General features: G+C 40.6%; 21 protein-coding genes. 9 read left to right on the plus strand and 12 right to left on the minus strand.

Features of this window, described 5'->3' with window-relative positions; translation table 11 throughout:
- Nucleotides 1-24: 24 nt before the first annotated feature.
- Nucleotides 25-1,443: an HlyD family efflux transporter periplasmic adaptor subunit gene (locus FJR06_RS20785; protein WP_168652187.1), complete on the minus strand. Its 1,419-nt coding sequence runs from the start codon at nt 1,441-1,443 to the stop codon at nt 25-27.
- Nucleotides 1,444-2,013: 570 nt separating this feature from the next.
- Nucleotides 2,014-2,745, minus strand: a complete 732-nt coding sequence (locus FJR06_RS20790; protein WP_168652188.1) for a phycocyanobilin:ferredoxin oxidoreductase — start codon at nt 2,743-2,745, stop codon at nt 2,014-2,016.
- Nucleotides 2,746-3,009: 264 nt separating this feature from the next.
- Here FJR06_RS20790 and FJR06_RS20795 point away from each other — a divergent pair, with 264 nt between their 5' ends.
- Both FJR06_RS20795 and FJR06_RS20800 read left to right on the plus strand, forming a co-directional pair.
- Nucleotides 3,010-3,423, plus strand: coding sequence for a hypothetical protein (locus FJR06_RS20795; protein ID WP_051155262.1), 414 nt, complete (start codon nt 3,010-3,012; stop codon nt 3,421-3,423).
- Between the two features lie 169 nt (nt 3,424-3,592).
- The gene (locus FJR06_RS20800; RefSeq protein WP_051155263.1) at nt 3,593-4,009 is read left to right on the plus strand and encodes a DUF4351 domain-containing protein; all 417 of its coding nucleotides are present in this window, start codon (nt 3,593-3,595) and stop codon (nt 4,007-4,009) included.
- Nucleotides 4,010-4,029: 20 nt separating this feature from the next.
- Here FJR06_RS20800 and FJR06_RS20805 read toward each other — a convergent pair whose 3' ends face one another.
- Both FJR06_RS20805 and psbP read right to left on the minus strand, forming a co-directional pair.
- The gene (locus FJR06_RS20805) at nt 4,030-4,623 is read right to left on the minus strand and encodes a nucleoside triphosphate pyrophosphatase (protein ID WP_015083709.1); all 594 of its coding nucleotides are present in this window, start codon (nt 4,621-4,623) and stop codon (nt 4,030-4,032) included.
- A 70-nt stretch (nt 4,624-4,693) separates the two neighbouring features.
- The gene (gene psbP / locus FJR06_RS20810) at nt 4,694-5,239 is read right to left on the minus strand and encodes a photosystem II reaction center PsbP (RefSeq protein ID WP_015083710.1); all 546 of its coding nucleotides are present in this window, start codon (nt 5,237-5,239) and stop codon (nt 4,694-4,696) included.
- 211 nt (nt 5,240-5,450) lie between these two features.
- Between psbP and mnmA the strand changes: the two genes are divergently transcribed.
- Nucleotides 5,451-6,503, plus strand: a complete 1,053-nt coding sequence (gene mnmA, locus FJR06_RS20815) for a tRNA 2-thiouridine(34) synthase MnmA (RefSeq protein ID WP_015083711.1) — start codon at nt 5,451-5,453, stop codon at nt 6,501-6,503.
- A gap of 299 nt (nt 6,504-6,802) precedes the next feature.
- On the opposite strand, the gene FJR06_RS20820 is transcribed toward mnmA, so the two are convergent.
- The 3 genes from FJR06_RS20820 to FJR06_RS20830 form a co-directional block, all read right to left on the minus strand.
- Nucleotides 6,803-7,522, minus strand: a complete 720-nt coding sequence (locus tag FJR06_RS20820) for a class I SAM-dependent methyltransferase (protein WP_168652189.1) — start codon at nt 7,520-7,522, stop codon at nt 6,803-6,805.
- Between the two features lie 471 nt (nt 7,523-7,993).
- A complete protein-coding gene (gene arsS, locus FJR06_RS20825; RefSeq protein ID WP_168652190.1) occupies nt 7,994-8,968 on the minus strand; it encodes an arsenosugar biosynthesis radical SAM (seleno)protein ArsS in 975 nt (324 codons plus the stop codon).
- Nucleotides 8,969-9,392: 424 nt separating this feature from the next.
- Nucleotides 9,393-10,193 carry a formylglycine-generating enzyme family protein gene (locus FJR06_RS20830; RefSeq protein WP_015083714.1) on the minus strand — a complete coding sequence of 267 codons (801 nt, stop codon included), beginning with the start codon at nt 10,191-10,193 and terminating at the stop codon, nt 9,393-9,395.
- 339 nt (nt 10,194-10,532) lie between these two features.
- Here FJR06_RS20830 and FJR06_RS20835 point away from each other — a divergent pair, with 339 nt between their 5' ends.
- Nucleotides 10,533-11,351: an Rpn family recombination-promoting nuclease/putative transposase gene (locus FJR06_RS20835; protein ID WP_168652191.1), complete on the plus strand. Its 819-nt coding sequence runs from the start codon at nt 10,533-10,535 to the stop codon at nt 11,349-11,351.
- A gap of 71 nt (nt 11,352-11,422) precedes the next feature.
- Here FJR06_RS20835 and arsM read toward each other — a convergent pair whose 3' ends face one another.
- Entirely contained in the window at nt 11,423-12,391 is a 969-nt protein-coding gene (gene arsM / locus FJR06_RS20840; RefSeq protein WP_015083716.1) for an arsenosugar biosynthesis arsenite methyltransferase ArsM, read from the minus strand.
- A gap of 279 nt (nt 12,392-12,670) precedes the next feature.
- Between arsM and FJR06_RS20845 the strand changes: the two genes are divergently transcribed.
- On the plus strand, nt 12,671-13,294 hold the full coding sequence (locus FJR06_RS20845; RefSeq protein ID WP_168652192.1) for a TMEM165/GDT1 family protein: 624 nt from the start codon (nt 12,671-12,673) through the stop codon (nt 13,292-13,294).
- A gap of 125 nt (nt 13,295-13,419) precedes the next feature.
- On the opposite strand, the gene FJR06_RS20850 is transcribed toward FJR06_RS20845, so the two are convergent.
- Complete coding sequence (locus FJR06_RS20850) at nt 13,420-14,451, minus strand: lipopolysaccharide assembly protein LapB (protein ID WP_254434462.1); 1,032 nt, start codon at nt 14,449-14,451, stop codon at nt 13,420-13,422.
- Nucleotides 14,452-14,842: 391 nt separating this feature from the next.
- Here FJR06_RS20850 and FJR06_RS20855 point away from each other — a divergent pair, with 391 nt between their 5' ends.
- Nucleotides 14,843-15,832, plus strand: coding sequence for a hypothetical protein (locus FJR06_RS20855; protein ID WP_015083720.1), 990 nt, complete (start codon nt 14,843-14,845; stop codon nt 15,830-15,832).
- Between the two features lie 150 nt (nt 15,833-15,982).
- Here the strand turns inward: FJR06_RS20855 and FJR06_RS20860 are convergent, their stop codons facing one another.
- Nucleotides 15,983-17,152 (minus strand): homocysteine biosynthesis protein, encoded by a 1,170-nt coding sequence (locus FJR06_RS20860; protein ID WP_148764610.1) that lies wholly within the window; start codon nt 17,150-17,152, stop codon nt 15,983-15,985.
- Nucleotides 17,153-17,251: 99 nt separating this feature from the next.
- Nucleotides 17,252-18,547 carry a histidinol dehydrogenase gene (gene hisD / locus FJR06_RS20865; RefSeq protein ID WP_168652193.1) on the minus strand — a complete coding sequence of 432 codons (1,296 nt, stop codon included), beginning with the start codon at nt 18,545-18,547 and terminating at the stop codon, nt 17,252-17,254.
- Nucleotides 18,548-19,192: 645 nt separating this feature from the next.
- On the opposite strand from hisD, the gene rpsT reads away from it, so the two are divergent.
- The 3 genes from rpsT to rpoB all read left to right on the plus strand — a co-directional run bounded on the left by rpsT (nt 19,193) and on the right by rpoB (nt 24,446).
- Nucleotides 19,193-19,480 (plus strand): 30S ribosomal protein S20, encoded by a 288-nt coding sequence (rpsT, locus tag FJR06_RS20870; protein ID WP_168632342.1) that lies wholly within the window; start codon nt 19,193-19,195, stop codon nt 19,478-19,480.
- A gap of 114 nt (nt 19,481-19,594) precedes the next feature.
- Complete coding sequence (locus FJR06_RS20875) at nt 19,595-20,380, plus strand: TatD family hydrolase (protein ID WP_015083022.1); 786 nt, start codon at nt 19,595-19,597, stop codon at nt 20,378-20,380.
- A 727-nt stretch (nt 20,381-21,107) separates the two neighbouring features.
- Nucleotides 21,108-24,446 carry a DNA-directed RNA polymerase subunit beta gene (gene rpoB / locus FJR06_RS20880; protein ID WP_168652194.1) on the plus strand — a complete coding sequence of 1,113 codons (3,339 nt, stop codon included), beginning with the start codon at nt 21,108-21,110 and terminating at the stop codon, nt 24,444-24,446.
- Here the strand turns inward: rpoB and FJR06_RS24095 are convergent.
- A partial coding sequence (locus FJR06_RS24095; protein ID WP_217359803.1) for a hypothetical protein occupies nt 24,394-24,687 on the minus strand: 294 nt, incomplete at its 5' end. The two genes, rpoB and FJR06_RS24095, sit on opposite strands and share 53 nt — an antisense overlap.

The following is a 24,687-nucleotide window of genomic DNA, read 5'->3' on the forward strand; positions in this document are numbered from 1 at the left end:
AATATTTGGCGTAGAAATAGGAAGTTAATTCTCATTAATTTCTACGGTGACTTTAGCATTTGTTAAACCGGAAACTTGCTTGGTAAATTCTGGAGATAGGGCAATTTTCACTTCGACAACTCTGGCATCAATATCTGCCGCTGGATCATTATTGAGGACATCTTTCTTGCCAATTTTTCTACCAATTGATGTAATTCTGCCTTTTAATTGACCATTAAATGCACCGTTGTCACTAGAGATAGTAGCACTTTGACCCAAACGGACTTTATTAATACTATCTTCAGGAACTTCTGCAACTACAAACATCTGATCTGTTTGTCCGATTTCCGCAATTCCATTTGCTCCCATGATTTCCCCTGATTTAGTGTGAATTTTTAATATTTCACCAGAACTAGGAGCTTTAACATAGCTTTGCTGAAGTTCTACTTGAGCTTTTCTCATTAAAGCAATGGCATTAGTAACTTGTGCTTGAGCAACTTGGACATTTAGCGGACTAACTACTAATATTCTGCTCAATCTTTCTCTTTCTTCGTCTATTTGTCTTTGTAAAGTGGAGACAGTTTTGTTACGGTTGGCTGTGGCTTCAATTAACTGCTGTTGTAAGGTCGCTAGGGTTTTAATTTGATTAGCTCTAGCTTCGGAAACTTGCTGTTGAATAGTATCTATTGCCCGTTTTAAACTAGCTTCACTTTCAATTAACTGTTGATTTGTAGTTAACGCACTTAAGCGACGGCGATCGCGTTCTTGCTGAGAAATAGCACCTTGTTTGTATAAAAAATCATAGCGCCCATAATCTACTTGAGCATTTCGTTGTTCGGCTCTAATCCTCTCCATATTGGCTTTTAAAGAATTTCTTTGTCCCAGTAGTTCCGCTTCCAAACGGTTGACTGTGGCTTGTTGGGCAACCTTCTCACCACTTAACTGGGCAGCAATTCGGCTAATTGTTGCCTGTTGAGCCTCTTTTTCCCCAGCTAGTTGGGCTTGCAACCGAGAAATAATGAATCTTTGAGCTTGAGCATCTCTTGGTGGACCAGCACTAACTTGGGCTAAATTCGCACGGGATTCTTGCAATTTAGCTTTGGCTTCTTCTACTACTGCCATACTGGTATCGCGGCTGTCTAAAATGGCCACAATCTGTCCTTGCTGTACTCGTTGCCCTTCTCTGACTAAAAGTTGTTGTACCCGTGAACTACCTGATAAACCCGCTGGAGCAGAAAGTTTAACTACTTCTCCTCTTGGTTCTAAGCGTCCTATGGCAGTAATACTATTGGGAACTGGGGCAACAGATACAGTAGAAGTCAGTTTTTTTAATTGTTCCATTCTCGCTGTAGCTAAGAAACCGGCAGCTATAGCTACTGGTAAAGCTACGGCAATACTCAACCAAATTTTTGGCTGCTCAAGTGCCTTTTCTGGGGATTTTGATTTTTCATTCACCCTTGACATGATATTTAACCTATTTATCTGAATTGTGGTGATGAAACTAAAAAAGTAAATTAGCTGTAATTAAAATCCACAGCAAACTTTATCCAAGATTTACACCTTTTTAGGTTTTTGTTTTGGCAATTTTATAACTATTGTTGGGTATGATTAACTTTGGATAAACTACACTCTGTGATTATTCAGGTGTATTATCTTTACATGAAAATTTCTATCTCAAAGCAACCTGGGATACAATTGGTAGATTTTATAAATCATTAGTAGTTGAGATTCCACACTTCATTTTTAAGAAGATGTGCGAAATTTTAGAAGTTAAAGTTTACAAAAGAAAATAAAACTTTTGAGCAAATAGGTGAGAATTTTAACAATTAATAATTACTAATTATCAGCCGAAACCGAATAACTAGAAACTTGAGTGATTAACGTTAATTTTCCCTCCCAGAAGTATCCGTGGTGATGACTTCATATAAATTCTACATTTATCAGTTGAGGGAAAACGTAACGCATTTTACAGATAGATTAATAGCAATTTTTAATTGCCGACACTTCTGGTAATATTTTCTCAGATTATTCTGGTTATTCTGGCAAATCAAATAAAACTGTAGTCATATAATTTTCTGCCCAATCTACACCAAAAGCCTTTTCTAAAACTCTACGGGTTTTATCATTTTGTTGTTGTTTGGTACAATAATTATGTTGTCCAGCAATAATTTGAGCTACTTTTTCCGGTGCAACTGGACTAGACGCGATGGCTTGTGTACAATGGATATCTAAAAATGATTCTACGTGAGAAATAAACATTGTTTCTTCTTGGGGGGAACTAGGACGAATAAATAGACAAAAATCGGAAAAAATATTTCCCCATTCTGGTAAATCACGAGGTTGAGAAAAGTTGGCTGTGGTTAATTTACTAAGTTGCGAATTATAACCATCTGGTAAAATCCGCTCTAAGTTTACCGGCGAAAGATCGGCAATTGCTGCACTAATTTGACCTCTACCTCCGACTAAATCACAACCAAACATGGGAATATCATATTCTGGACGGGGAAACATCACACAGTGCAGAATATCTAACATATTCCCTACTCTTGCTAGTTCCAAGTGTATTTTGCGAAACTGGGGACTTTGATAACAGCGATTTTCGATAATTAGTTTTTCCCCTTCTAATTTACCTTCTACATATCCCAATTCCGCTGGTAAATGGTATGGTGATAAGTCTAGGTGTTTATGCCAAACTGCTTCAATACAATCAGCTAGTTGACGAATCAGAGGATGTTGTTGTTCACGAAGAGAAGGAGTAGAAGACATATTATGTAAGAGGGACAATTTATTTGTTAGTTTACAATTATTTGTACCATTTTTTCTGCCTGGAAATATAAACAAAGAGTTATAGTATGGGCTGATCATGAAAATAAATTTATGTAACAAAAAGTGCAATTGTATTCTGTAATATGATTAATTATCTGGGATACTGAATTGTAAGATATTAATATATGACTACTGACTCAAATAATAATTTCAAAAACCAAATTATGATAATTCTTTACAAATAAATAACGACCATAAAAAAATATGAGCTATGACAGTACGCTGAAATACTTAATTGAAGAATATCCCCAAGCCATTGTTCAATGGTTGTTGAATACAGAAATTACAGAAAATCCAGAATTACTAAAAACAGAATTAAACTTAGAACCAATTCGTGTTGATGGACTTTTTTTATTAAAAACCAACAACAATATCATTCATTTAGAATTTCAAACAGTTCATCAATCAAAACCCCCGCTACCATTACGAATGCTAGATTATTGGGTGAGATTATATCGCCAATATGATACTAACATTGAACAAATTATTATCTTTTTAAAACCCACCACATCAGAGGAGGTTTTTATCAATGAATTTAAAACAGCTAATACTTTTCATCGCTATCGAGTCATCAGAATTTGGGAATGTGATCCTCAGAGGATGTTTGAAAAGTTTTAGGTTGTGATTTTAGGCACTTACAGATCCCCCCTAACCCCCCTTGTTAAGGGGGGAACTAGAGTCAAAGTCCCCCTTTTTAAGGGGGATTTAGGGGGATCTAAAAATATTCGATACACCATGAGGGACTTTTCAAACACCCTCTCAACCATTATTAGCAACGACCGAACTTTTGCCCTTAGCTGTATTAGCCAAAGTTGATAATCCCAGAGCAATATTAGAACAAGTTGCAGCTAAAGTAAATATAATAGAAGATAGAAGACAGCAAATCAACGTCTCAGCCTGTGTGCAACTTCTAGCTGGAATTAGATTTGATGCGGATTTGATTAACGCTTATTTTCGGGAGGATATTATGCAAGAATCTGTCGTTTATCAAAAAATCGTTCGAGAAGGTTTAGAACAGGGAAGACGTTCTGAAATTAGATTAATTGTTCGTCAACTTCAACGTCATTTAGGAAAAATAGGGACTGAAACTCAAAATAAAATTCAAGACTTATCTTTTCTGCAATTAGAGGATTTAGGAGAAGCTTTATTAGATTTTAAAACTGAAACTGATCTAATTAACTGGTTAACTGAACATTGTGATTGAAAAAATCATAATTTTACAAATTATCCCCAAAAATCTATAACTTCATATCCCAATTCCCCGATCATCTGCCGCAATAAGGGTAAACTCAAACCAATGACATTACTGTGGCAACCCTCGATTTTCTCCACAAATAAACTCCCAAAACCTTCTAAAGCAAAAGCCCCAGCGCATTGAAGAGGTTCACCTGTAGCTACATAGGCAAGAATAGCGCGATCGCTCATTTTTGCAAAATACACCCTAGTAACTTGACATTTAACCACAGTTTGATTTTTAGTGGTATCAATCAAAACATGACCAGTGTACAAGTCACCAAAATTACCTTGCATCAATTGCCACCGAGCGATCGCTTCCTCAGCATTTTCTGGTTTACCATAAATCCCCCCACCCATAGCCAAAACCGAATCACAACCCATCACCAAAGCTGATGGAAATTGGGAAACCACAGTTTCCGCCTTACACTGAGCCAGCGTTTTCACCAATTCCCCAGGTTCAGTCAGTTGTATTTGTGACTCATCAAAATCACTCGCACAAACCATTGGTTCAATTCCCACAGTTTGCAATAACCGACGACGGGCAACAGAAGCAGAAGCAAGGACAAATTGCGGAATTTTCATAAATTGCTGTATAAGTAATTTTTTGGGTAATTGATCATAGTTAATTCTCAATTACCACCATTTCTAATTATTAATAAACAGTGAAAGAACTCACAACTTCATCAATAATTCGTTGCAGTTTCTTCCAACGTTTCTCAGGAACAGAAGCATTAAACGTAAACAGCTTACCACGACTGATAGCCACACTAGAAATATTATGTCTTTCCTGTCCATTAGGAAATTTAACTCCATATTCTAGAAAGTAGTAAATTTTCCCATTTACTTCCCTTTCAGCCGCATTGATTAACTCAGCAGTCCGATCAGAACCGACAGGAGCAAGAGCCACCTTTCCTAACTTATAACCGACTTCTGTTGGTGTTCCCAATTCCGCTAAAGTTTTACCAGAGGGAACAGGACTAATTACCACAGACACATTTTCTGATACTTCAATTAAATCATGAAACACCACATCAGGCCCATCACCAACTTTAACTTGTAACCAACCATTAGGATAATCAAATTGATAACCGTCAGCACTATCTACAAACCGATTTAGTCCAGCCGCATTAGCCACACCAACACTACTCAAGCTGAAGCTCAACACCAATAATAAGATCAACGTAATTCTTTGCCACATTTTTTCCAATTCCTTTGGTCAGTCAAGAATACAAGGTAAAGATAATTGCAAGTTCTTATTTTCTCACTAATCTGGACAATCTGGAGACTTTACTTTTGTTATCCCCTTCAGGCTTGATAAGTATGTGTGCTATAATTGGACAGTCTCGCACCTTGTGGTCAAATAAAAATCTCTTTGTGGCAACAATTAAGCCCCAAAGACTTTGAAAAATATGAAAAAAGTTGTCGTTGGTCTTTCCGGTGGCGTTGATAGTTCCGTAGCCGCCGCTATGCTGCATAATCAGGGCTATGATGTAATTGGTTTAACTCTTTGGCTGATGAAAGGCAAAGGGCAATGTTGCTCTGAAGGAATGATCGACGCGGCTGATATTTGTGAACAATTGGGTATACCCCATGAAGTTGTTGATATTCGGGATGTCTTTCAAACAGAAATTATTGATTTTTTAGTGACAGGTTATAGTGTGGGAATTACACCTTTGCCTTGTTCCCAATGTAACAAAACGGTGAAATTCGGTCCAATGGTGGAATATGCTCGGGAAAAATTGGCATCAACGAAAATCGCCACAGGTCATTATGCCCAAATCCGCTACGATGACACTACTAACCGTTACCAATTGTTACGAGCCGTAGACCGCAACAAAGATCAATCTTATTTCCTCTATGACTTATCCCAAGACTTATTAGGGGCAACAATTTTTCCTCTGGGTGAACTGAATAAAACTGATACTCGGAGAATTGCTACTGAATACAACTTAAAAACCGCCGATAAACCAGAAAGTCAAGATTTATGCTTGGTAGAAAGCAATGGTTCTATGCGGGCATTTTTAGATAAATATTTAGCCCCCAAACCCGGTGATATTGTTGATGAAACTGGTAAAGTTCTGGGACAACATGATGGTGTTCATCATTACACTATTGGTCAGCGAAAAGGCTTAGGTATCGCCGCCGCCGCCCCCTTGTATGTGATCGAATTAGATGCAGCTAATAACAGGGTAATTGTAGGCGATCGCACCAAAGGATCTCAGTCAGAATGTACAATAAATCGAGTAAATTGGGTTTCCATAGCTGAACCCGTTGCCCCCATTCGCGCCGAAGTTCAAATCCGTTATCGTTCCCAACCCGTACCCGTCACAGTCATTCCCCTACCAGATTCCCGCGTCCGGTTAGTATTTGATGAACCACAATTCAGCATCACCCCTGGACAAGCAGCGGTTTGGTACGACGAAGATACGGTATTAGGTGGCGGAATCATCGAACAATCGTAGGGGCGCAGGGCCTGCGCCCTGTCTTTCTGGGGAGAGAACCACCTCTGGCTTAAATACCGCAAGGGGTCTAAATTAAGGGACTTCCAAGAAATAAATTATCCTGATTAACGAACCACAGAGGCGCAGAGGACACAGAGGAATAAGGGTTTGAGAGATTTTTGCGTTAGGTGGTTGAGTATTTTTTTATTTGGAAGTCCCTAAGTGGACTCGTTGAACCAAGAATCTCAGTGGCTAAAGCCAGTAAGAGTGTCAAAGTCATGATAGTTTCGATCCGTATCTTTACCCCTGAGAGTGTAAAATCACTTGTATAGGCATAAAAATTGTGCAGATTCAGGAGTATCTTTGTATAAGCATTCAAAACGAACAAAATTGTGCTTTTGTGCAATTTGGTACAAAGTAGTTTGAGTTTCGGGCAAATCATAAGTAGATATATGATTTTCAATCATGGACATATCTTGAGACGAGAGTGCAGTCCAGTTTTGACGCATATTTTCTAAGTAGCGATTAACAAATTTTTCTCGGTCTTCCCCTTGTTTACAAACTATGTCAATCAAAACAAATACACTCTTGGGTTTCAAAAGATGGAATACTTGCTCAATAACTTTATCTTTTTGTGCCAAACTTAGATGATGTAAAACAAAGGAAGTCGTAACTATATCAAAGCTTTGCTTTCGGTTTTCAGCTAGTTCCTCAACAACTTTCGATATGTCGTCTTCAATAAAAGTTTGTTCACAGTTAATTTGTGCCATGTTGCCTTGGGCAATTTCCAAAGCAGCCGCAGATAAGTCAATTCCGGTATAGGAGGCAACGGTAGTATTTAATAAAGCTTGAACTGATGAACTAGCATCACCGCATCCAAGTTCAAGTAAGGAAAATGGTGTTGGCAAGTAATCAGTTAATAATTTATGCAAAACACCATAAATTTCTCGGTGTTCCATGTAATTATTGGCTAAGACTTTTTGATATGTTTCCCAATTCTTCTTAAAGTAATTATCTGATTGAGTTTTCAGAGTATTCATGGAAGCATTCCCATAACTGACAATATATTGAAAATAATAGCAGTATAAGAGGATGTTTGAAAAGTATCAGAATTAATCGAGATCCCCCCAACCCCCCTTACAAAGGGGGGCTAAATTCCTCAAAGTCCCCCTTTTCAAGGGGGATTTAGGGGGATCTGCGGGTGTCAGATACCACACGGAAAAGTTTTCAAACAACCTCTTAGTTTCATTGGGTTGTTAATTAGCTGTTCCCCAGCACAAACAAAACCACCTATTAAAAATTTTATCAATGCGTAAGTCATAATTATTTTTTTGTCCATAAAAAAATAAAAACCGTGAAAAAATAAATTCACGGCTTTAATAAAAAATGTGGTGTGAGGAGACTTAACTTACTTCATCATACTTCATCTAAAAATTAGAAGTTCAACTACCGCAAATTTCTTTACAAAGTAATTCTTTGATGACATATATATATTCTTAATATTTGTCACCTTATATTATAGCACCACCACAACTAGAACCACACCCCGCAGTACAACCATAGCAATATTCAGCAGTTTGGACTTCTTGAATTATATCTAAACTACCAATTTCTAATAATTTGCTCACTGTCAATTTTTCACCATTGCTAGTTTTTGCAGGTAAATTCATCATTTGGTTAAAGTCACAATCATAAATATTCCCTAAATAGTCAATAGAAAGTTGTTCACGACACATTAAACCATCAATTGTTTTGGGGTTAAAGTGAGACTCTAAAAACTGCAAATAGCTAGAATAAAGCTGTTTTCTTTCTAAATGAAACTTTGTTCTCCCCACAGGTATATTAGTAATTGTGAAAAGATGATTAAATCGAATATCAAATTTTTCCATCAAAAAGGTTTTATAAGCCTTTTCTAAATTTTCCTGTTCGGGAGTTAAAGAAAAATTTTCACTATTTGGTAATGGAGGATTGTACACCAAATCTAAAACTAAATTTGGGTTTTGACCATAACCTAATTTATTCAACCATTGCAAAGCTTGAATAGATTGATCAAAAACACCATTCCCCCGCATTTTATCCACATTGTCTGCTAAATAACAGGGAAGAGAAGCCACAATTTTAACTTGATGTTGAGCAAAAAAATCTGGTAAATCCTCAAATCCCTCCACAAAATAGATTGTCAAATTTGATCTGACAATGACCTGTTTACCTGCATTTTTAGCAGCTTCTACCAAAGACTTAAAACCATAATTCATTTCTGGAGCGCCACCAGTTAAATCCACCGTTTTAATTTGCGGAAACTTCTCAATTAAAGTAATTAACTGTTGACAAATTTCCGGTGTTAATTCCTCAGTTCTTTTCGGACCAGCTTCCACATGGCAATGGTTACAAGTCAAATTACAAAGTTTTCCCAAATTAACTTGTAAAACGTTAATTTCTTTTTTTGTTAAAGGAGAATTTAGCTGTTGAAAAAAAGGTGTAATCATAGAAGCATCTCTAGCACGAATTTCTATAAGAGGATATTTTAAAGGTCATTCAACCTAAGAGGATGTTTGAAAAGTTTTGAATATATAGACTGACCCCTCTCCAAACCTCTCCCCTGCAAGGGGAGAGGCTTTAAAACCCCCATTCCCTTGCAGGGAAGGGGGGTAGGGGGGTTAGGTTTTTGGAGATTACGGGGTTTGATATAATACTTTTCAAACAACCTCTAAGAGACAGGGGGAAGTGGCAGACTATTGATAATTGGAACATACCACTTGACTAAATCGAAAGTTTCCTATATCATGAAGAAACAACTCATCAATCATTACCAAAATCTAAATAAAATATTTTTGATCGCTCCACTCCGTTACGCTAGGGAAGTGAAAAGAATCAAGAGCGCAGAGCGCAAAAGAGCAAGAGTGTAGAGTGCTAATAAGTCCTCGCCGCACCACTACACACAACCCGAAAACCAATATTGAAGCTGTTGAAACCGAGGTTGTAGTCGTGGCGATAAGCAGAACGGCAAAATGCAGGAATGGCGTTCCACGAACCACCGCGCAGCAGCTTATGTTGACTGCTTAGACTTGTCCAAGCACTGCCATCGGTAGGCGCGTTTATATAGTGATCATGCCACCCATCCTTACACCATTCCCACACATTCCCACACATATCATATAAACCAAAAGGGTTGGCGGGAAAAATTCCTACCTCTGTGGTTTTTTCTCGATATTCTCCTTTTTGTCCCTGCCCGTAAGTGTAGTTACCATCATAATTAGCTAAATCTGTAGAAATTGTTTCCCCACAATAAAACGGGGTAGTAGTTCCTCCACGACAAGCATATTCCCATTCAGCTTCGCTAGGTAAACGATAGGTTTTATTTCCCATTCGGGAAAGTCTGGCACAAAATTCTTGAGCATCATTCCATGATACACACTCAACAGGCAAATTGTTGGTGAGCGAAGTCGAACCATCACCTTTAAACCGAGATGGATCAGATTTTAAATCAATCTTAACCTTTTTCAGAGCAGCTACAGCCCGCCATTGTTTCTGAGTAACTGGATATTTACCCATGAAAAATGGGGGAACAGTAACTTGATGTTGTGGACTTTGACAATAAAAATAACCTTCCTCATTTTCTGGAGAACCCATGATAAAAGTCCCCCCAGGAATAGCCACCATTTCTAAAATCACACCATTTCCCAAGTCTTGTCCAAAATAATTTGCTGCCATTTTAATAAAATTAATTATTTATTCCATCTAAATTAAACCATACTTAGTTGAGAAATAAAAGCAAAGATTAGAAATCTGAGGATTTTACCCCATTTTCTCGCTAGTTTCTCCTATTCTCTCGTTCCCATGCTCTGCGTGGGAATGTAGTTAAGAGGCTCTGCCTCTATTATACCTGGAGGTAGAACCTCAAAGATAACATTCCCAGTCAGAGACTGGGAACGAGGAAACCGTAAATCTGGAGACTGGGAACGAGGAAAATTTTCTTTCTTTGCGTCTTTGCTCCTTTGCCTCTTTGCGCGAAACCTCAGCTAGATTAGATACAAGAATTACTCAATTACCGTGAAAACCGATACAATTTTCTATAGCCTATTTCAAGCATTTCCTAGCATCTTTTTTGAATTAATTAATAATTCTCCCACAGAAGCAGATGTTTATGAATTTACCTCTCGTGAAGTTAAACAACTGGCTTTTCGTTTAGACGGTTTATTTTTACCAACCACCAAAGATCCTAAAAAACCATTTTATATTGTCGAGGTTCAATTTCAACCCGATGATAATTTATATTATCGTCTCTTTGCAGAACTTTTTCTCTACCTACGACAATACAAAACTCCTCATCCTTGGCAAGCTGTAATCATCTATCCTAGTCGTAATATAGAAAGAGAACAGAATTTACAATTTGGCGAAATCTTGCTGCTTGAAAGAGTTACACGCATTTATTTAGATGAGTTGGGAGAGAGTTCTTTAGGGGTGGGAGTTGTTAAACTAGTAATAGAAACAGAGAAGGCTGCACCAGCATTAGCAAGACGCTTAATTGCCCAAGCAAACCAACAACTAACTGATATCAAAATTAAACGGGATTTAATTAATCTGATTGAGACAATTATCGTCTACAAATTACCCAAAAAAAGCAGAGAGGAGATTGAAGCTATGTTAGGTTTAAGTGAGTTGAAACAAACCAGAGTTTATCAAGAAGCTTTAGAAGAAGGTAAGGCTGAAGGTAAAGCTGAAGGTAAAGCTGAAGGTAAAGCTGAAGCTACCAGAAAGTTTGCTTTAAAATTGTTACGAACTGGCATGAATTTACAACAAATTTCTGAAGTTACGGAATTATCTCTTGCACAAATTCAGGCTTTACAAAAAGAAATTCAAGAATCATAGTTTTAATTAGAACTTGCTGATAGCGTGGCGGATGATTATTGCATCGTCACGCAAGCTATAACTATCTAAAATTAACAACATCCCCCACCATCGTAATACCATGTAGAATCAGTAATTATAATTTCTTCAGGATTTACAACTGCTAAATTTCCCGCTGTTTTATCACAAACCGCCGCAGGAATTCCTCTTTGTAAAATATGCCCATTCTTATCATCAAAAAATATTTCCTTACCTGCATAAATCGCTGTTTTCCCAGTAAAAATACAAGCACCGTCCGCGGGAATATCTACCTTAAAAGCCACAGAATCTAGACTTTCTAAAAGTAGATTTTCTTCTAATTGATAATTGTGTTTATCTAACAACCGATAAGGACGACGAGCGCGAATTTCAATTTGTCCAAAACCAGCATTAATAATTAATTGAGTATATTCTGGATATGTAATAGCGCCAGATAAACACAGAGCGCGTAAATGTTCATTTTGTTGTAAATGAGCAGGAATTGGACTTGTTGCAATCGGGTCACTCATCTGCAAGCGTCCACCTGATTTTAATACCCGATATGCTTCTTTTAAAGCACGAGTTAAATCTGCTGGTTCAAAAATATTAAACAGGCAATTTTGCGCTACTACATCTACAGAAGCATCAACAACAGGTAAATTAAACGCATCTCCCGGACGAATTTCGACAAAGCTAAGATCAAACCAAGGGTTTTCCTTTGCAGCAAGTTGTAAATTACGGGTTGCAGCTTCTCTCATAGCTTCCACAGGTTCGACAGCAATAATCGCACCAGGACGACGAGAAAAATAAGCAAATTGCAAAGCTTCTAAACCGCCACCGACACCAATATATAAGACTGTTGGTTCATTATTGAGTTCGTTGTGATGAACCGTAGTTCCACAACCATAGTTCATTTCCTGCATAGCTAGAGGAATTTTTAGCCCTGGTAATTGTAAAGGTGTACTTTGAACACAACAAAGACCTATTTCTGGTGTTTGGGCAACTTGGCTGTAAAATTGGGCTGCGGTTTCTAAATAGGTCATAATCTCAAATTAGGGTTTATGGCTTGACTTTCGTTGTCAAAAAGAGTATTATACATAACTAATAGAAGGGGAGTAGCTGCTGGCAGTAAATCAAAGTTTTCTGTTCAGTATATCTAAGTCAACATACTGGTGATGAGCCTGGTTTAGATAGCGAATAAATAAAGTATTTGAAAGCGAGACCTTCACTGACTACACATTTAACTATGTGGAGTTCAGTGAGGTTTGATTGCTCTCATTGATACTCCACACAGGTAAAAAATCCTTTAGGAGTTTGAGAGAGTGTTAACAGCTTTTACCGAAGGTTTACTACTAATTACCTTTTCCGAACTAGGTGATAAAACATTTTTTATTGCTGTGATTTTGTCCATTCACCACCCCCGACGCTTGGTATTCGCTGGTGTGGTAGCTGCTTTGGCGGCTATGACTGTCTTATCAGTTGCGCTTGGGCAGGTAGCATCTTTATTGCCAAAAGACTATATTCATTACGCCGAAATAGTTTTCTTTATTGCCTTTGGTTTGAAGTTAATTTATGATGCCAATAAAATGGCTATATCTGCTACCGAAGAAGTCGCAGAAGAAGCACAAGAAGCGGTGGAAAAAGCAGATTTAGATAATTCCCAGCAAAAAAGTGTTTGGTCAATTTTACTGAAATCCTTCGTATTAACATTTATAGCAGAATGGGGCGATCGCACACAAATAGCCACCATCGCTTCAGCAGCCGTGAATAGGAATAACCCCATTGGTGTGACACTGGGAGCAATATTAGGACACGCGATTTGTGCAGCGATCGCCGTCATTGGTGGTAAATTAATAGCAGGTAAAATTTCCGAAAGACAAATTACCTTTTTAGGCGGCTTTCTATTTATCATCTTCGGCATAGTGGCCGCCATAGAAGGAAAATAAACTGAACATTACCATAGTTCAGATCCCGGACTTCTCTAAGAAGTCCGGGATCTTGTTATTCATAACTAATCTAGGATTGCTATAGCAATGCGTAACTCCTATGCTATACCAATAATCAAAAGATGCTACCGATTAAGATTACATCTTATTCTATATACAAGCATATACGCTTCCATTTTTGACTTTGTTACAACTTCACCTCTATCACGCTCAATCAATTCCTTAGTTACTCGATCAATACATTTCTGTTTTGTTTCTTCGGTTATTGCTTCAGGTGTTGATTGAGGTGTTTCTTCAACTATTGCTTCAGGTGGAGTAAGATTAGAAGCTGCGGCTTTATTAATCTCATCCTTATACTGAGCCGGTGCTAAAGCCGTCGCACTATCAAATAAAGGTTTTGCTTTATCAAGCTTTCCCTGTTCCTTAAACAGCATTGCCTTTGCTAAAACGGGGCGAAAATCTTGAGCATCTTTCTTAATTGCTTGATCATAAGCAGAGATAGCTTTATTATCATTCTTTTGAAAAGCGTATACACTACCTAAAAGCACCTGCACAGCAACCACATCCACACTACCCGGCTGAATAGTATTAGCTTGAGTCGCAGCAGCTAAACTTTCTTGTAATAAGCCAATAGCTGCTTCTGGACGCTTTTCACTTAATTGCAAATTCACCATGCCCTGCAAAGCTTTCAAATCACCAGGTTTTTTAGTTAAAATAGAGCGATAAGTTTGGGCAGCCCCCTCCTTATCACCAATTTGTTGTTTAGCTTGTGCCAGTAAAACCCCATACTCCGACTGTTGGGGATTGAGTTTAGCGAGTTTTTCTAAAGGTTCAATCACAGCTTGAATATCCGCTGGTTTCACTTCCCCTTGGCTTTTTTGACTCAACAAACCTAAACGCGCTTGCAAAAGTCCCTTGAGTGCAGTTTGATTTTCTGCATCTTTTTGTAAAACTAATTCATAACCCCGAACTTGATCTTCCAGTTTTGACTTTTGCTCCGATGAAGATATTTTAGGGTCAGCAGTGGGCTGATTTTGTGGAGATGATTGGGGTTTATTAACCGCTGTAATGATAGGCATAATAGAAACACCCAAAAAAGCAACAACAGCGAAAGCTAAAACTACTCGGACTATCCAGCGATTACGCGATTCAGACACAATATTATTCTGCTCCTAAATGGGAATGAGATAAATTGCAAAGTTAAAAATTTCCAAAACTTTGCGGAATACGGTCATTTGTCTGTGAATTTTATAACAAATAAATATCTATCCTGCTAAAGTAAGTGATGACTTTAGGAAGATCCGTCCGAATTATCGGTATGCTATGCTTCCGATAGCGTAGCTTGGCGTAAGCCATAACTGGATTAAGGACGCTAAATTACACATTTAGTGTATAAATGTGATATCTGGCGTTTTGATTTTCGTACAGAGCATCAAGGGACTGACCAGATTAAAAAGAAATATACTCTGATCAGTCACACACTTGCTCTTTTCCTTTGTTTTTATTAAATCCCACAATGGGGTATGTCTTGTGCCGTAAGGAGTTTTTATGAATTCCGACCTGATGCCGTCTTCTGAATCCGCAAATTTAACAGCCTCTAACCAAGGCATAAAAGAGATTGAATCCCCTGTTAATGCTAATACATTAGCAGACCAATCCTCTAAACTGGAAAAATCCCTGACTGACTCTAATGGGCATTTGCCTAATCGAGAACAACCAATTCCACCTCCTAGCGAACCGACTCAATACCGAGCTATTGGGTTAATTCGCGGATGTTACCATGCTAGTGATGAACAGTTCACCCAGGGGACACTAATCACAAAAGATGGGGTTGAACTTAATGCCGTCCTCTTAGGTCGGATTATGAGTTTAGTCAAAAATCACTTAGACCTAGAAACAGAACATCTATGGGTAGTTTATCCCCGCACTAGACAAGAAAATGACGCATTGCACCTGCAAATTGTTGGTGTTTGGGAACCAGAAAATCTGGCCAAATATGAACTAGATGAAGCTGGTACAGATTCGACAGCAGTTTCTAATAACGGTAGTGTAGCGTTAAGCATTCATCCAAAACCTTCATCAGCAGTTCCTGATGGTGGCTTTTCTGTGCGTGGTGAGGTAGTTTACCAGTCTTTTGACGAAAAGAGTTTGGTTGTGAAAATCAAACAAGCTCCCCGTAAACCTACTGATAAAGCTAAATATTTTAAGTTGAAACTCAAGGGCGTATTAACTACCAAAGCTGTAGGTAAGTTCTGGGACTTCAATGTTAAACGGGAAAATGACGCATTAGTAGTAGTTAATGCCGAAGCGATCGCCGATTTACCCAAAAAACGCCGACCACCGTTCAAAGGAGCGCCTCGTGGTGGTGGTGGTGGTGGTGGTGGTGATAGAAGGCCATTCCCTCCCAGACGCAATGGCAATGGAGATGCCCCACGTCCCATTAAAAAGACAGCAGGTGATCCCACCGTCATCACCAAACCCATACCAAAAGCCCCCACTCCTATGCCAGTTAAAAAGCCTAAACCAAGTCCGGATTAGGTGATTGGTCAGTTGTCAGTTGTCAGTTGTTAATTGCCAAGAAGCTTAAACTCAATGGGGATTAATTTTGAGGGAACAGGTAAAGAATTTTATTCTTTCTTATTCCCTCTTTCTCCTGACTCCTGACTCCTGACTCCTGACTCCTTCTTCTTAAAACTCCGTCCAACGGTCTTGGGGTAAAAAAGAACGCTCCATAGGAATTGGGGCTACTGGTTCAGTTAGGGTAAATATCCCTTCTTTAATCCACTGTTTCAACTCTTGGGCTACTTGTCGGGAAAGAAATAAACTGGCTAAAGAGGCTACTCGTACCGTCCTACCTTCAATAGTGATACGTCCAGATTTAAGTTGTGCGTAACTCACTAAACCGAAGGTAGGACGGACACGACGAGGAATCGAAAAATCTACAATTGGTGCTACTAAATCCTTGTCTTGCACAGCACAGCGTTCTACCACACCAGCATTTAAAACTGGCAATGGTACACCCACACCCATCATTAAAGATGGTCCATAGCTTTTAAAATAACAGCCTCGTATCCATCGCGCATCCATTTGTTTAGCATCACCAATTAACGCCAAAGTTGCCGAAGGTCCAATAGGTGTGCGATTTTCTAACCGCTTTTGCAAGGGAAAATGTTGTGTCCCTTCCCAAGCCACATAACCAACACCCCCAGCCAAAAAAATCTTTGTCCCAATTCCCACAAGTTGTAAATCGGGGTCATTCAGGAGGGGGGAAAGCGAACCGGGGTTAGAATAAACCGCATTTCCTAAGCGGGGTTGCAATGGTCCTAGATAGGTATGTAGTGGGCGATCGCCTCCATTCACACCAACAATAAAATTTTGATAAAGATTGCGCGGATTAAATAAATAAAACTGATTGATAGTGTCACGGGTAACGGTGGTTTCAAATGTGGCTCTAGGGTAGCAATCGGTAACTTGTCCCACAGCGCGAACTTGGATAGATTTACCGGCAATTAAATCCTCAATCACATGACCACCACCACGTTCCCGCACATCTTCCCCATCCAGAGAGTCAACTGGACAACTAGCACCTAAGTATAAATCCACAGCCCCAAAACCCGCATAAGCCGGGACTCCATCTAACCAGCAACGCCGAATTTTAATGGGTGGGTCAGTATGTCCTAAGTTAATAATTGCACCACTTGATTCCATTGGTTCAAATGTGCCAGTGGTAATTACATCTACTTCTTTGGCAGCTTTACTAACACCAATTTCCGCAACTCGGGCTTTTAACTCTTCAGCAGTCCAGACTACCGCCCGTTTTCGGGTGATTTTCTCATTAATTTCCGCAATTGTTCGCATTTTAAATTTATTTGAAGGACTATCGGTACACTGGGGGCGTTGACGATAGCCTGCTTACGGGGGAGTCATTTTTAAGACCGTATTTTCAACCTCAGAGTGTCAATCCTCTACCCTGAGTTTAACGGAATCAGCATGAGAAGGTAAACCCTCCGTAGTTGCTAAGATGTCAATGGCAGATGCCACTTTTTCCAAAGCAGTTTGTGAGTATTGGATAATACTTGAGTGTTTTAAAAATGTTTCTACCCCTAAAGCTGAAGCATAACGGGCTGCACCGGAAGTAGGTAAGGTATGGTTAGGACCGGCTAAATAGTCTCCTACAGCTTCAGGTGTGGAACTACCCAAGAAAATTGCCCCAGCATGGCGAATTTGGTTCATTAAAGCCCAAGGATCAGCAACTTCTAATTCTAAGTGTTCTGGTGCAAACTCGTTGGCAAGTTCGGCGGCGGCTTCCAGGGATTCCACCACGACGATTAAACCATAATGGGCGATCGCTTTTTCGGTATCTATCCGGCGCGGGTGATCTACCAATTGTCTTTCCACCGCCATTTGTACTTTTTTTGCCAACCCAGCATCTGTTGTCAGCAAAATTGCGGCCGCCATAGGATCATGTTCTGCTTGAGCTAACAAGTCAGCCGCTACATAGGCAGGATTAGCTGTTTCATCAGCAATTACCAGCACTTCGCTAGGACCTGCTAAAGAATCAATTCCCACCGTTCCGTAAACCAACTTTTTCGCCAAGGTGACATAAATATTCCCTGGTCCTGTAATGACATTAACCTTGGGAATGGTTTCTGTGCCATAGGCTAAAGCCGCGATAGCTTGAGCGCCACCCACACGGTAAATTTCCTGAACTCCTGCTTCTTGGGCCGCTACCAAAACCGCAGGATTCACCATTTTACCGCCTCTAGCAGGTGTCACCATCACCACACGAGGGACACCAGCCACTTTTGCCGGAATGGCGTTCATTAACACTGTACTGGGGTAACAAGCCCGACCGCCTGGGATATATAAACCTGCTCGGTCTACGGGGGTATAGCGTTTGCCTAAAACTACTTGATCATCACCAAACTGTACCCAGCTTTTGGGAACTCGCTGACGGTGAAAAGCTTCTATTTTTTGGCAAGCGAGGCGAATCGCCTGGAGGAAATCCTTGGATACCTGTTGGTAAGCTGCATCCAGTTCTGAGCCTGTTACTTTGAGTTCTTCTGGTTTGAGGATTTGGTGATCAAATTCCGCTGTATAATGTAGTACAGCTTTGTCACCTTGGCGCTTCACCGCTTGCAACACTTCGCGGACTGTTGCTTCTTTATGAAGTACCTGTTCATCCTGGGTGCGATCGCAGATCCGTTGCAGTTCTGATCTAACGTCTGCCTGCTGAGTAATAATTCGCAGCATGGAGTAATGACAATGCCAAATTTTACAATATTTTGATCTTCAGAACCATTTGGGCTTTTTACTTGCTACTACAACATTGCGTCAGTAGAAAAACCATTCAAAATAGCTAAAAAGCCTAACATATAAGCTTTTTGACCTTTGATTTTTGACTTTTGACTTCCGCTCTGCGGTGTTAGGGTCTAAAGCTGGATATGATTCTCTTCTCTAGCTTAACCTGGATTTTTTCTGATACTACTTTATAAAACTCGGACAACCGTTCTATAAAACTTACCCAAAATTACCAAAGTCTAGACACATCTGGACAGCGATAACCTTAGTGTTTACTTCCTGCTTCATCACGGTCTTAGAATGGCTTCTAAGAGGTTTTTCCGCTCCACAGGCAATCTCGGTAGAACTTACCGTTTCTGACCGTAGTTCCTAAAAGGAACCCCAGAAATTTAATATTCCCTCTGTCTGAATTGAGGTAACTGGTCTGTTTTCCTTGTCAGTAAACCATTCTAATCTATTTTTTTAGCCGTAAGCATCAGCTTTTACGCCCAAATAAAATATTTTTTTTCAAAAATTATCACATCAGCAAAAATAATGCTATATTTATTAAACCTAGTAGTGTGTGTACATAATTAATAGTCTTTTTTTGGAATTACTGTGGCGAATACAAAATCTGCTCTTAAACGCGCTCAAATCGGAGAACGAAACCGACTGCGTAACAAAGCTTATAAATCAGCAGTTAAAACGCTGATGAAGAAATACTTTAGTTCTGTGGAAGCTTTTGCTGCCAACCCGACAACAGAACTCAAGCAGGAAGTGGAAACGAGAATGTCCGAAGCTTACAGCAAAATTGATAAAGCTGTAAAGACTGGTGTGCTTCATGCCAACAATGGAGCTAGAAAAAAGTCAAGTTTAGCTCGTAAACACAAAACCCTTACTGCTTAGTCAATAGTCAGTGGTTTGTTGACAACTCACCCTCTCCGGGGTTAGTCATTTGTTCATTGGGGAAACCTTCAAGACCGCGCTAACTCACCACTGACCATTGATTAATGACAAGCTATGCAACTTATAGATACCCACGTACACATTAACTTTGACACTTTCCAGCCAGATTTAGCAGCCGTTCGCACTCGGTGGCAAGAAGCAGGAGTAGTCCGATTAGTCCACTCCTGTGTTCACCCCCAGGAATTTGCGAGCATTAGCCGCATAGCCGAGCAGTTTCCTGAACTTAGCTTTGCTGTGGGGCTGCATCCTCTGGATGCTCATAAATGGGATGACCAAACAGCCGCCCAAATCAAGTCTTTAGCCAGTTCTCATTCTCAAGTGGTAGCCATTGGGGAAATGGGGTTGGATTTTTACAAAGCAGATAATTATGAGCTTCAGCATGAAGTATTTGCATCACAATTAGCGATCGCTTGTGAACTGAATTTACCAGTGATCATCCATTGTCGTGATGCTGCACCAGCAGTCAGGGATGTATTGCAAAAATGGCGGAATTGGCATGGGGAAAAGGTACGGGGTGTCATGCACTGCTGGGGAGGGACACCAGAAGAAACTCAATGGTTTCTAGATTTAGGTTTCTATATTAGCTTTAGCGGCACAGTGACATTCAAGAATGCCAAAACTATTCAAGAGTCTGCCGCAATGGTGAATAGCGATCGCTTACTGATAGAAACAGATTGTCCATTTCTGTCACCCGTTCCCAAACGTGGCGAAAAGCGGAATGAACCCGCCAATGTTCGCTATGTAGCGGAGCAATTAGCAAAACTACGAGAAGAAACAATAGAGGAAATTGCCCAGAAAACCACCCAAAATGCCTGTAGATTATTTGGTCTAGCGTTGTAGATCAGCATCAAGTCCCAAAGAATTAGCGCTGATTTCATCAAGAAGATACTTCTATTGAATGAAAATGTGCTAAAATTATTCCCTCTAAAACATTTAGGTTAAGCCATAATGGTAAAGGAAGGATAATAACTCCTAAAACTCAATTTGTGCTGTTATCAAAATGATATTAGCCAGTTTGGGAATTTGTGGTTTTAGCCAGCTTGATCAATCGCAACGACCCCAATCTAAAATCCAAAATTGTCTGCCCATCCACTTAAATCTCTACAAACGGATGCTCTCAATAGATAACAAACCGTGGCAACCTAGGTTGACTAAAAAAAACTTGAAACCTGAAAACAGCAATCCTTCAATATATCAAACAATAAAGAAAATCGTTAAAAATAATTGTCTAGTCCAGACAATCATATCCATATCAAATCCATAGTGCAGGCTCTTATGCCATATTGCGCTATCGAATTCGACTCTTGCGGAACTCCCAGTTTGGGGATCTTACAGCAAGGATAAAGTATCAGGCATAAGGTGTGAGGGGTGAAGTATGAAGAAGTGTGAAGTAAAAAAAATCTTATAGCCAACGCCACGCTATCAGCTAAATTGTCGGTGGAGCAGGCTGTTACCAAGTAAATAGACTTCAACACTCACCAATTCATATTTTATGCAGAAAAGCCTTCATGGCAGAACTCCACCAATACCTCTTTGAAAGTTTAACCAGGTTGATAAAGGTAAAGGCATGACTAACGACGATAAATACATGGAATCCGCCTTTCTATTACCCGACTTGATTGAAATTCAGCGTTCTAGTTTTCGCTGGTTTCTAGAAGAAGGGCTAATCGAAGAACTGAACTCCTTTAGTCCAATTACAGACTACACTGGCAAACTAGAACTGCACTTTTTAGGCAATAACTATAAACTTAAAGAACCTAAATACAGTGTTGAAGAATCCAAGCGGAGAGATAGCACTTATGCAGTGCAAATGTATGTCCCCACCCGGTTGCTAAACAAAGAAACAGGAGACATTAAAGAACAAGAAGTATTTATTGGCGATTTGCCATTGATGACAGATAGAGGCACATTTATTATTAACGGTGCTGAACGCGTCATTGTCAATCAAATTGTGCGATCGCCTGGAGTTTACTATAAATCAGAAATTGATAAAAACGGACGACGGACTTATTCTGCCAGCTTAATTCCGAACCGGGGGGCATGGCTGAAATTTGAAACAGATCGTAATGACTTAGTTTGGGTACGGATAGACAAAACCCGGAAACTGTCAGCCCAGGTACTGTTGAAAGCCCTGGGATTATCAGATAACGAGATATTTGATGCACTGCGCCATCCAGAATACTTCCAAAAAACCATCGAAAAAGAAGGGCAATTTTCCGAAGAAGAAGCCCTAATGGAATTATATCGGAAACTTCGTCCCGGTGAACCGCCCACAGTTTTAGGTGGACAACAGCTTTTAGACTCCCGCTTCTTTGATCCTAAACGCTATGACCTGGGTAAAGTTGGACGTTATAAACTCAACAAAAAACTTCGTCTTTCCGCCCCCGACACCATGCGCGTCCTCACCCCTGGGGACATCTTAGCCGCCATTGATTACCTCATAAATCTAGAATACGATATCGGTAGTATTGATGACATTGACCACCTCGGAAATCGCCGAGTCAGAAGCGTTGGGGAATTACTGCAAAATCAAGTCAGAGTAGGGTTAAATCGCTTAGAAAGAATTATTCGAGAACGGATGACCGTATCCGATGCCGAATCTCTCACTCCCGCATCTCTAGTTAACCCCAAACCCTTAGTAGCAGCTATCAAAGAATTCTTTGGTTCAAGCCAACTCAGTCAATTCATGGATCAAACTAATCCCTTGGCAGAATTGACCCATAAACGCCGCCTCAGTGCCTTGGGACCAGGTGGTTTGACCAGAGAAAGAGCCGGGTTTGCAGTTCGAGATATTCACCCCAGCCACTACGGACGGATTTGCCCCATTGAAACACCAGAAGGACCAAATGCCGGACTCATCGGTTCATTAGCCACCCATGCCCGCGTTAACCTCTATGGTTTTCTAGAAACACCCTTCCGACCAGTAGAAAATGGCAAAGTCCTCTTTGATGTGCTGCCTGTTTACATGACAGCAGACGAAGAAGACGACCTGCGGACAGCCACAGGTGACGTTCCCCTGGATGAAAATGGTTACATCAAAGGACCCCACGTGCCAGTGCGCTATCGCCAAGACTGGACAACCACCGGACCCGAACAGGTGGATTACGTGGCAGTTTCTCCAGTGCAGATTGTCTCAGTAGCCACCAGCATGATTCCCTTCTTGGAACATGACGACGCTAACCGAGCGCTCATGGGTTCTAATATGCAGCGCCAAGCTGTACCCCTACTCAGACCAGAACGCCCCTTGGTGGGAACCGGTTTGGAGGCCCAAGCCGCCAGAGACTCCGGCATGGTCATAGTTTCCCGCACCGATGGCGATGTAGTCTATGTTGATGCCACAGAAATTCGTGTCCGCGCCAGTGGTCAGTTGTCCGCAGCCAGTGGTAGCCAAGTTATTGAAAAAGGCCAAGAACTTAAATACAAACTTTCCAAATATCAACGTTCCAACCAAGACACCTGTTTAAACCAAAAACCATTGGTGAGAATTGGCGAAAAAGTCGTAGCCGGTCAAGTATTGGCAGATGGTTCTTCCACAGAAGGGGGAGAACTGGCACTAGGACAAAATATAGTTGTCGCCTATATGCCCTGGGAAGGCTACAACTACGAGGACGCAATCCTCATTTCCGAGCGCCTAGTCCAGGAAGATATCTATACTTCCATTCACATCGAAAAATACGAAATCGAAGCCAGACAAACCAAACTCGGACCCGAAGAAATCACCAGAGAAATTCCCAACGTTGGTGAAGATGCCCTCAGACAATTGGATGAACAAGGCATTATCCGCATTGGGGCGTGGGTAGATGCTGGGGATATTCTCGTGGGAAAAGTTACTCCCAAGGGTGAATCTGACCAACCCCCCGAAGAAAAACTCCTCCGCGCCATCTTTGGTGAAAAAGCCCGTGATGTCCGCGACAACTCCCTGCGAGTTCCCAATGGTGAAAAAGGTCGGGTAGTTGATGTCCGGTTGTTCACCCGTGAACAAGGTGATGAACTGCCACCGGGAGCAAATATGGTAGTCCGGGTTTATGTGGCTCAAAAGCGCAAAATCCAAGTGGGCGACAAAATGGCAGGGAGACATGGCAACAAAGGGATTATTTCCCGGATTCTGGCTGCTGAAGATATGCCCTACTTAGCTGACGGTTCACCCGTGGATATTGTTCTCAATCCCTTGGGTGTACCCAGCCGGATGAATGTGGGTCAGGTGTTTGAATGTTTACTGGGTTGGGCTGGTCATAATTTGGGAGTCAGGTTCAAGATTACTCCCTTCGATGAAATGTATGGCGAAGAAACTTCCCGGCGGCTAGTGCATGGCAAACTCCAAGAAGCCAGAGACGAAACCACTAAAGACTGGATCTATAACCCCGACAATGCCGGTAAAATCATGGTCTATGATGGTCGCACTGGTGAACCCTTTGACCGGGCTATTACCGTCGGTGTGGCCTATATGCTCAAGCTGGTGCATTTGGTTGATGACAAAATTCACGCCCGTTCCACTGGACCCTATTCTCTGGTGACTCAGCAACCTTTGGGCGGTAAGGCTCAACAGGGTGGGCAAAGATTTGGAGAAATGGAAGTTTGGGCGTTGGAAGCTTTCGGCGCTGCTTATACTTTGCAAGAATTGTTAACTGTCAAATCCGATGATATGCAGGGACGGAATGAAGCCCTCAACGCCATTGTCAAGGGTAAGGCTATTCCCCGTCCTGGTACTCCTGAATCTTTCAAAGTATTGATGCGCGAGTTGCAATCTTTGGGTTTGGATATTGCCGTGCATAAGGTGGAAACCCAAGCAGATGGTAGTTCCCTAGATGTGGAAGTAGACCTAATGGCAGACCAAGCTGCCCGGCGCACACCTCCTAGACCGACTTATGAGTCACTCTCTCGTGAGTCTCTGGAAGGGGAAGAGTAGCGAGGCAGAAGAAGGAGTCAGGAGTCAGGAGCCAGGAGTCAGGAGAAATGAAGAAGAAAGAAAGAAAGAAAGAAGAAGTAAAAAATTCCTTCCTCTTTCTCCTTTCTCTTTCCTCTTTCTCCTTATTCCTTCCTCTTTCTCCTTCCTCTTTCCTCTTTCTCCTTATTCCTTCCTCTTTCTCCTTATTCCTTCCTCTTCCTCTTTCTCCTTCTTCTGACTCCTGACTCCTGACTCCTGACTC

It is taken from the genome of Dolichospermum sp. UHCC 0352, from assembly GCF_009711925.1.
GTDB classification, from domain to species: domain Bacteria; phylum Cyanobacteriota; class Cyanobacteriia; order Cyanobacteriales; family Nostocaceae; genus Dolichospermum; species Dolichospermum lemmermannii.

Coding starts and splice junctions, on each gene's coding strand:
- psbP (WP_015083710.1), bottom strand. CDS start 5,239: ATGTGGCAAAGAATTACGTTGATCTTATTATTGGTGTTGAGCTTCAGC.
- FJR06_RS20875 (WP_015083022.1), top strand. CDS start 19,595: ATGCAACTTATAGATACCCACGTACACATTAACTTTGACACTTTCCAG.
- arsM (WP_015083716.1), bottom strand. CDS start 12,391: ATGACCTATTTAGAAACCGCAGCCCAATTTTACAGCCAAGTTGCCCAA.
- mnmA (WP_015083711.1), top strand. CDS start 5,451: ATGAAAAAAGTTGTCGTTGGTCTTTCCGGTGGCGTTGATAGTTCCGTA.
- rpoB (WP_168652194.1), top strand. CDS start 21,108: ATGACTAACGACGATAAATACATGGAATCCGCCTTTCTATTACCCGAC.
- FJR06_RS20820 (WP_168652189.1), bottom strand. CDS start 7,522: ATGAATACTCTGAAAACTCAATCAGATAATTACTTTAAGAAGAATTGG.
- hisD (WP_168652193.1), bottom strand. CDS start 18,547: ATGCTGCGAATTATTACTCAGCAGGCAGACGTTAGATCAGAACTGCAA.
- FJR06_RS20830 (WP_015083714.1), bottom strand. CDS start 10,193: ATGGCAGCAAATTATTTTGGACAAGACTTGGGAAATGGTGTGATTTTA.
- FJR06_RS20795 (WP_051155262.1), top strand. CDS start 3,010: ATGAGCTATGACAGTACGCTGAAATACTTAATTGAAGAATATCCCCAA.
- FJR06_RS20785 (WP_168652187.1), bottom strand. CDS start 1,443: ATGTCAAGGGTGAATGAAAAATCAAAATCCCCAGAAAAGGCACTTGAG.
- FJR06_RS20855 (WP_015083720.1), top strand. CDS start 14,843: ATGAATTCCGACCTGATGCCGTCTTCTGAATCCGCAAATTTAACAGCC.
- FJR06_RS20790 (WP_168652188.1), bottom strand. CDS start 2,745: ATGTCTTCTACTCCTTCTCTTCGTGAACAACAACATCCTCTGATTCGT.
- arsS (WP_168652190.1), bottom strand. CDS start 8,968: ATGATTACACCTTTTTTTCAACAGCTAAATTCTCCTTTAACAAAAAAA.
- FJR06_RS20860 (WP_148764610.1), bottom strand. CDS start 17,152: ATGCGAACAATTGCGGAAATTAATGAGAAAATCACCCGAAAACGGGCG.
- FJR06_RS20805 (WP_015083709.1), bottom strand. CDS start 4,623: ATGAAAATTCCGCAATTTGTCCTTGCTTCTGCTTCTGTTGCCCGTCGT.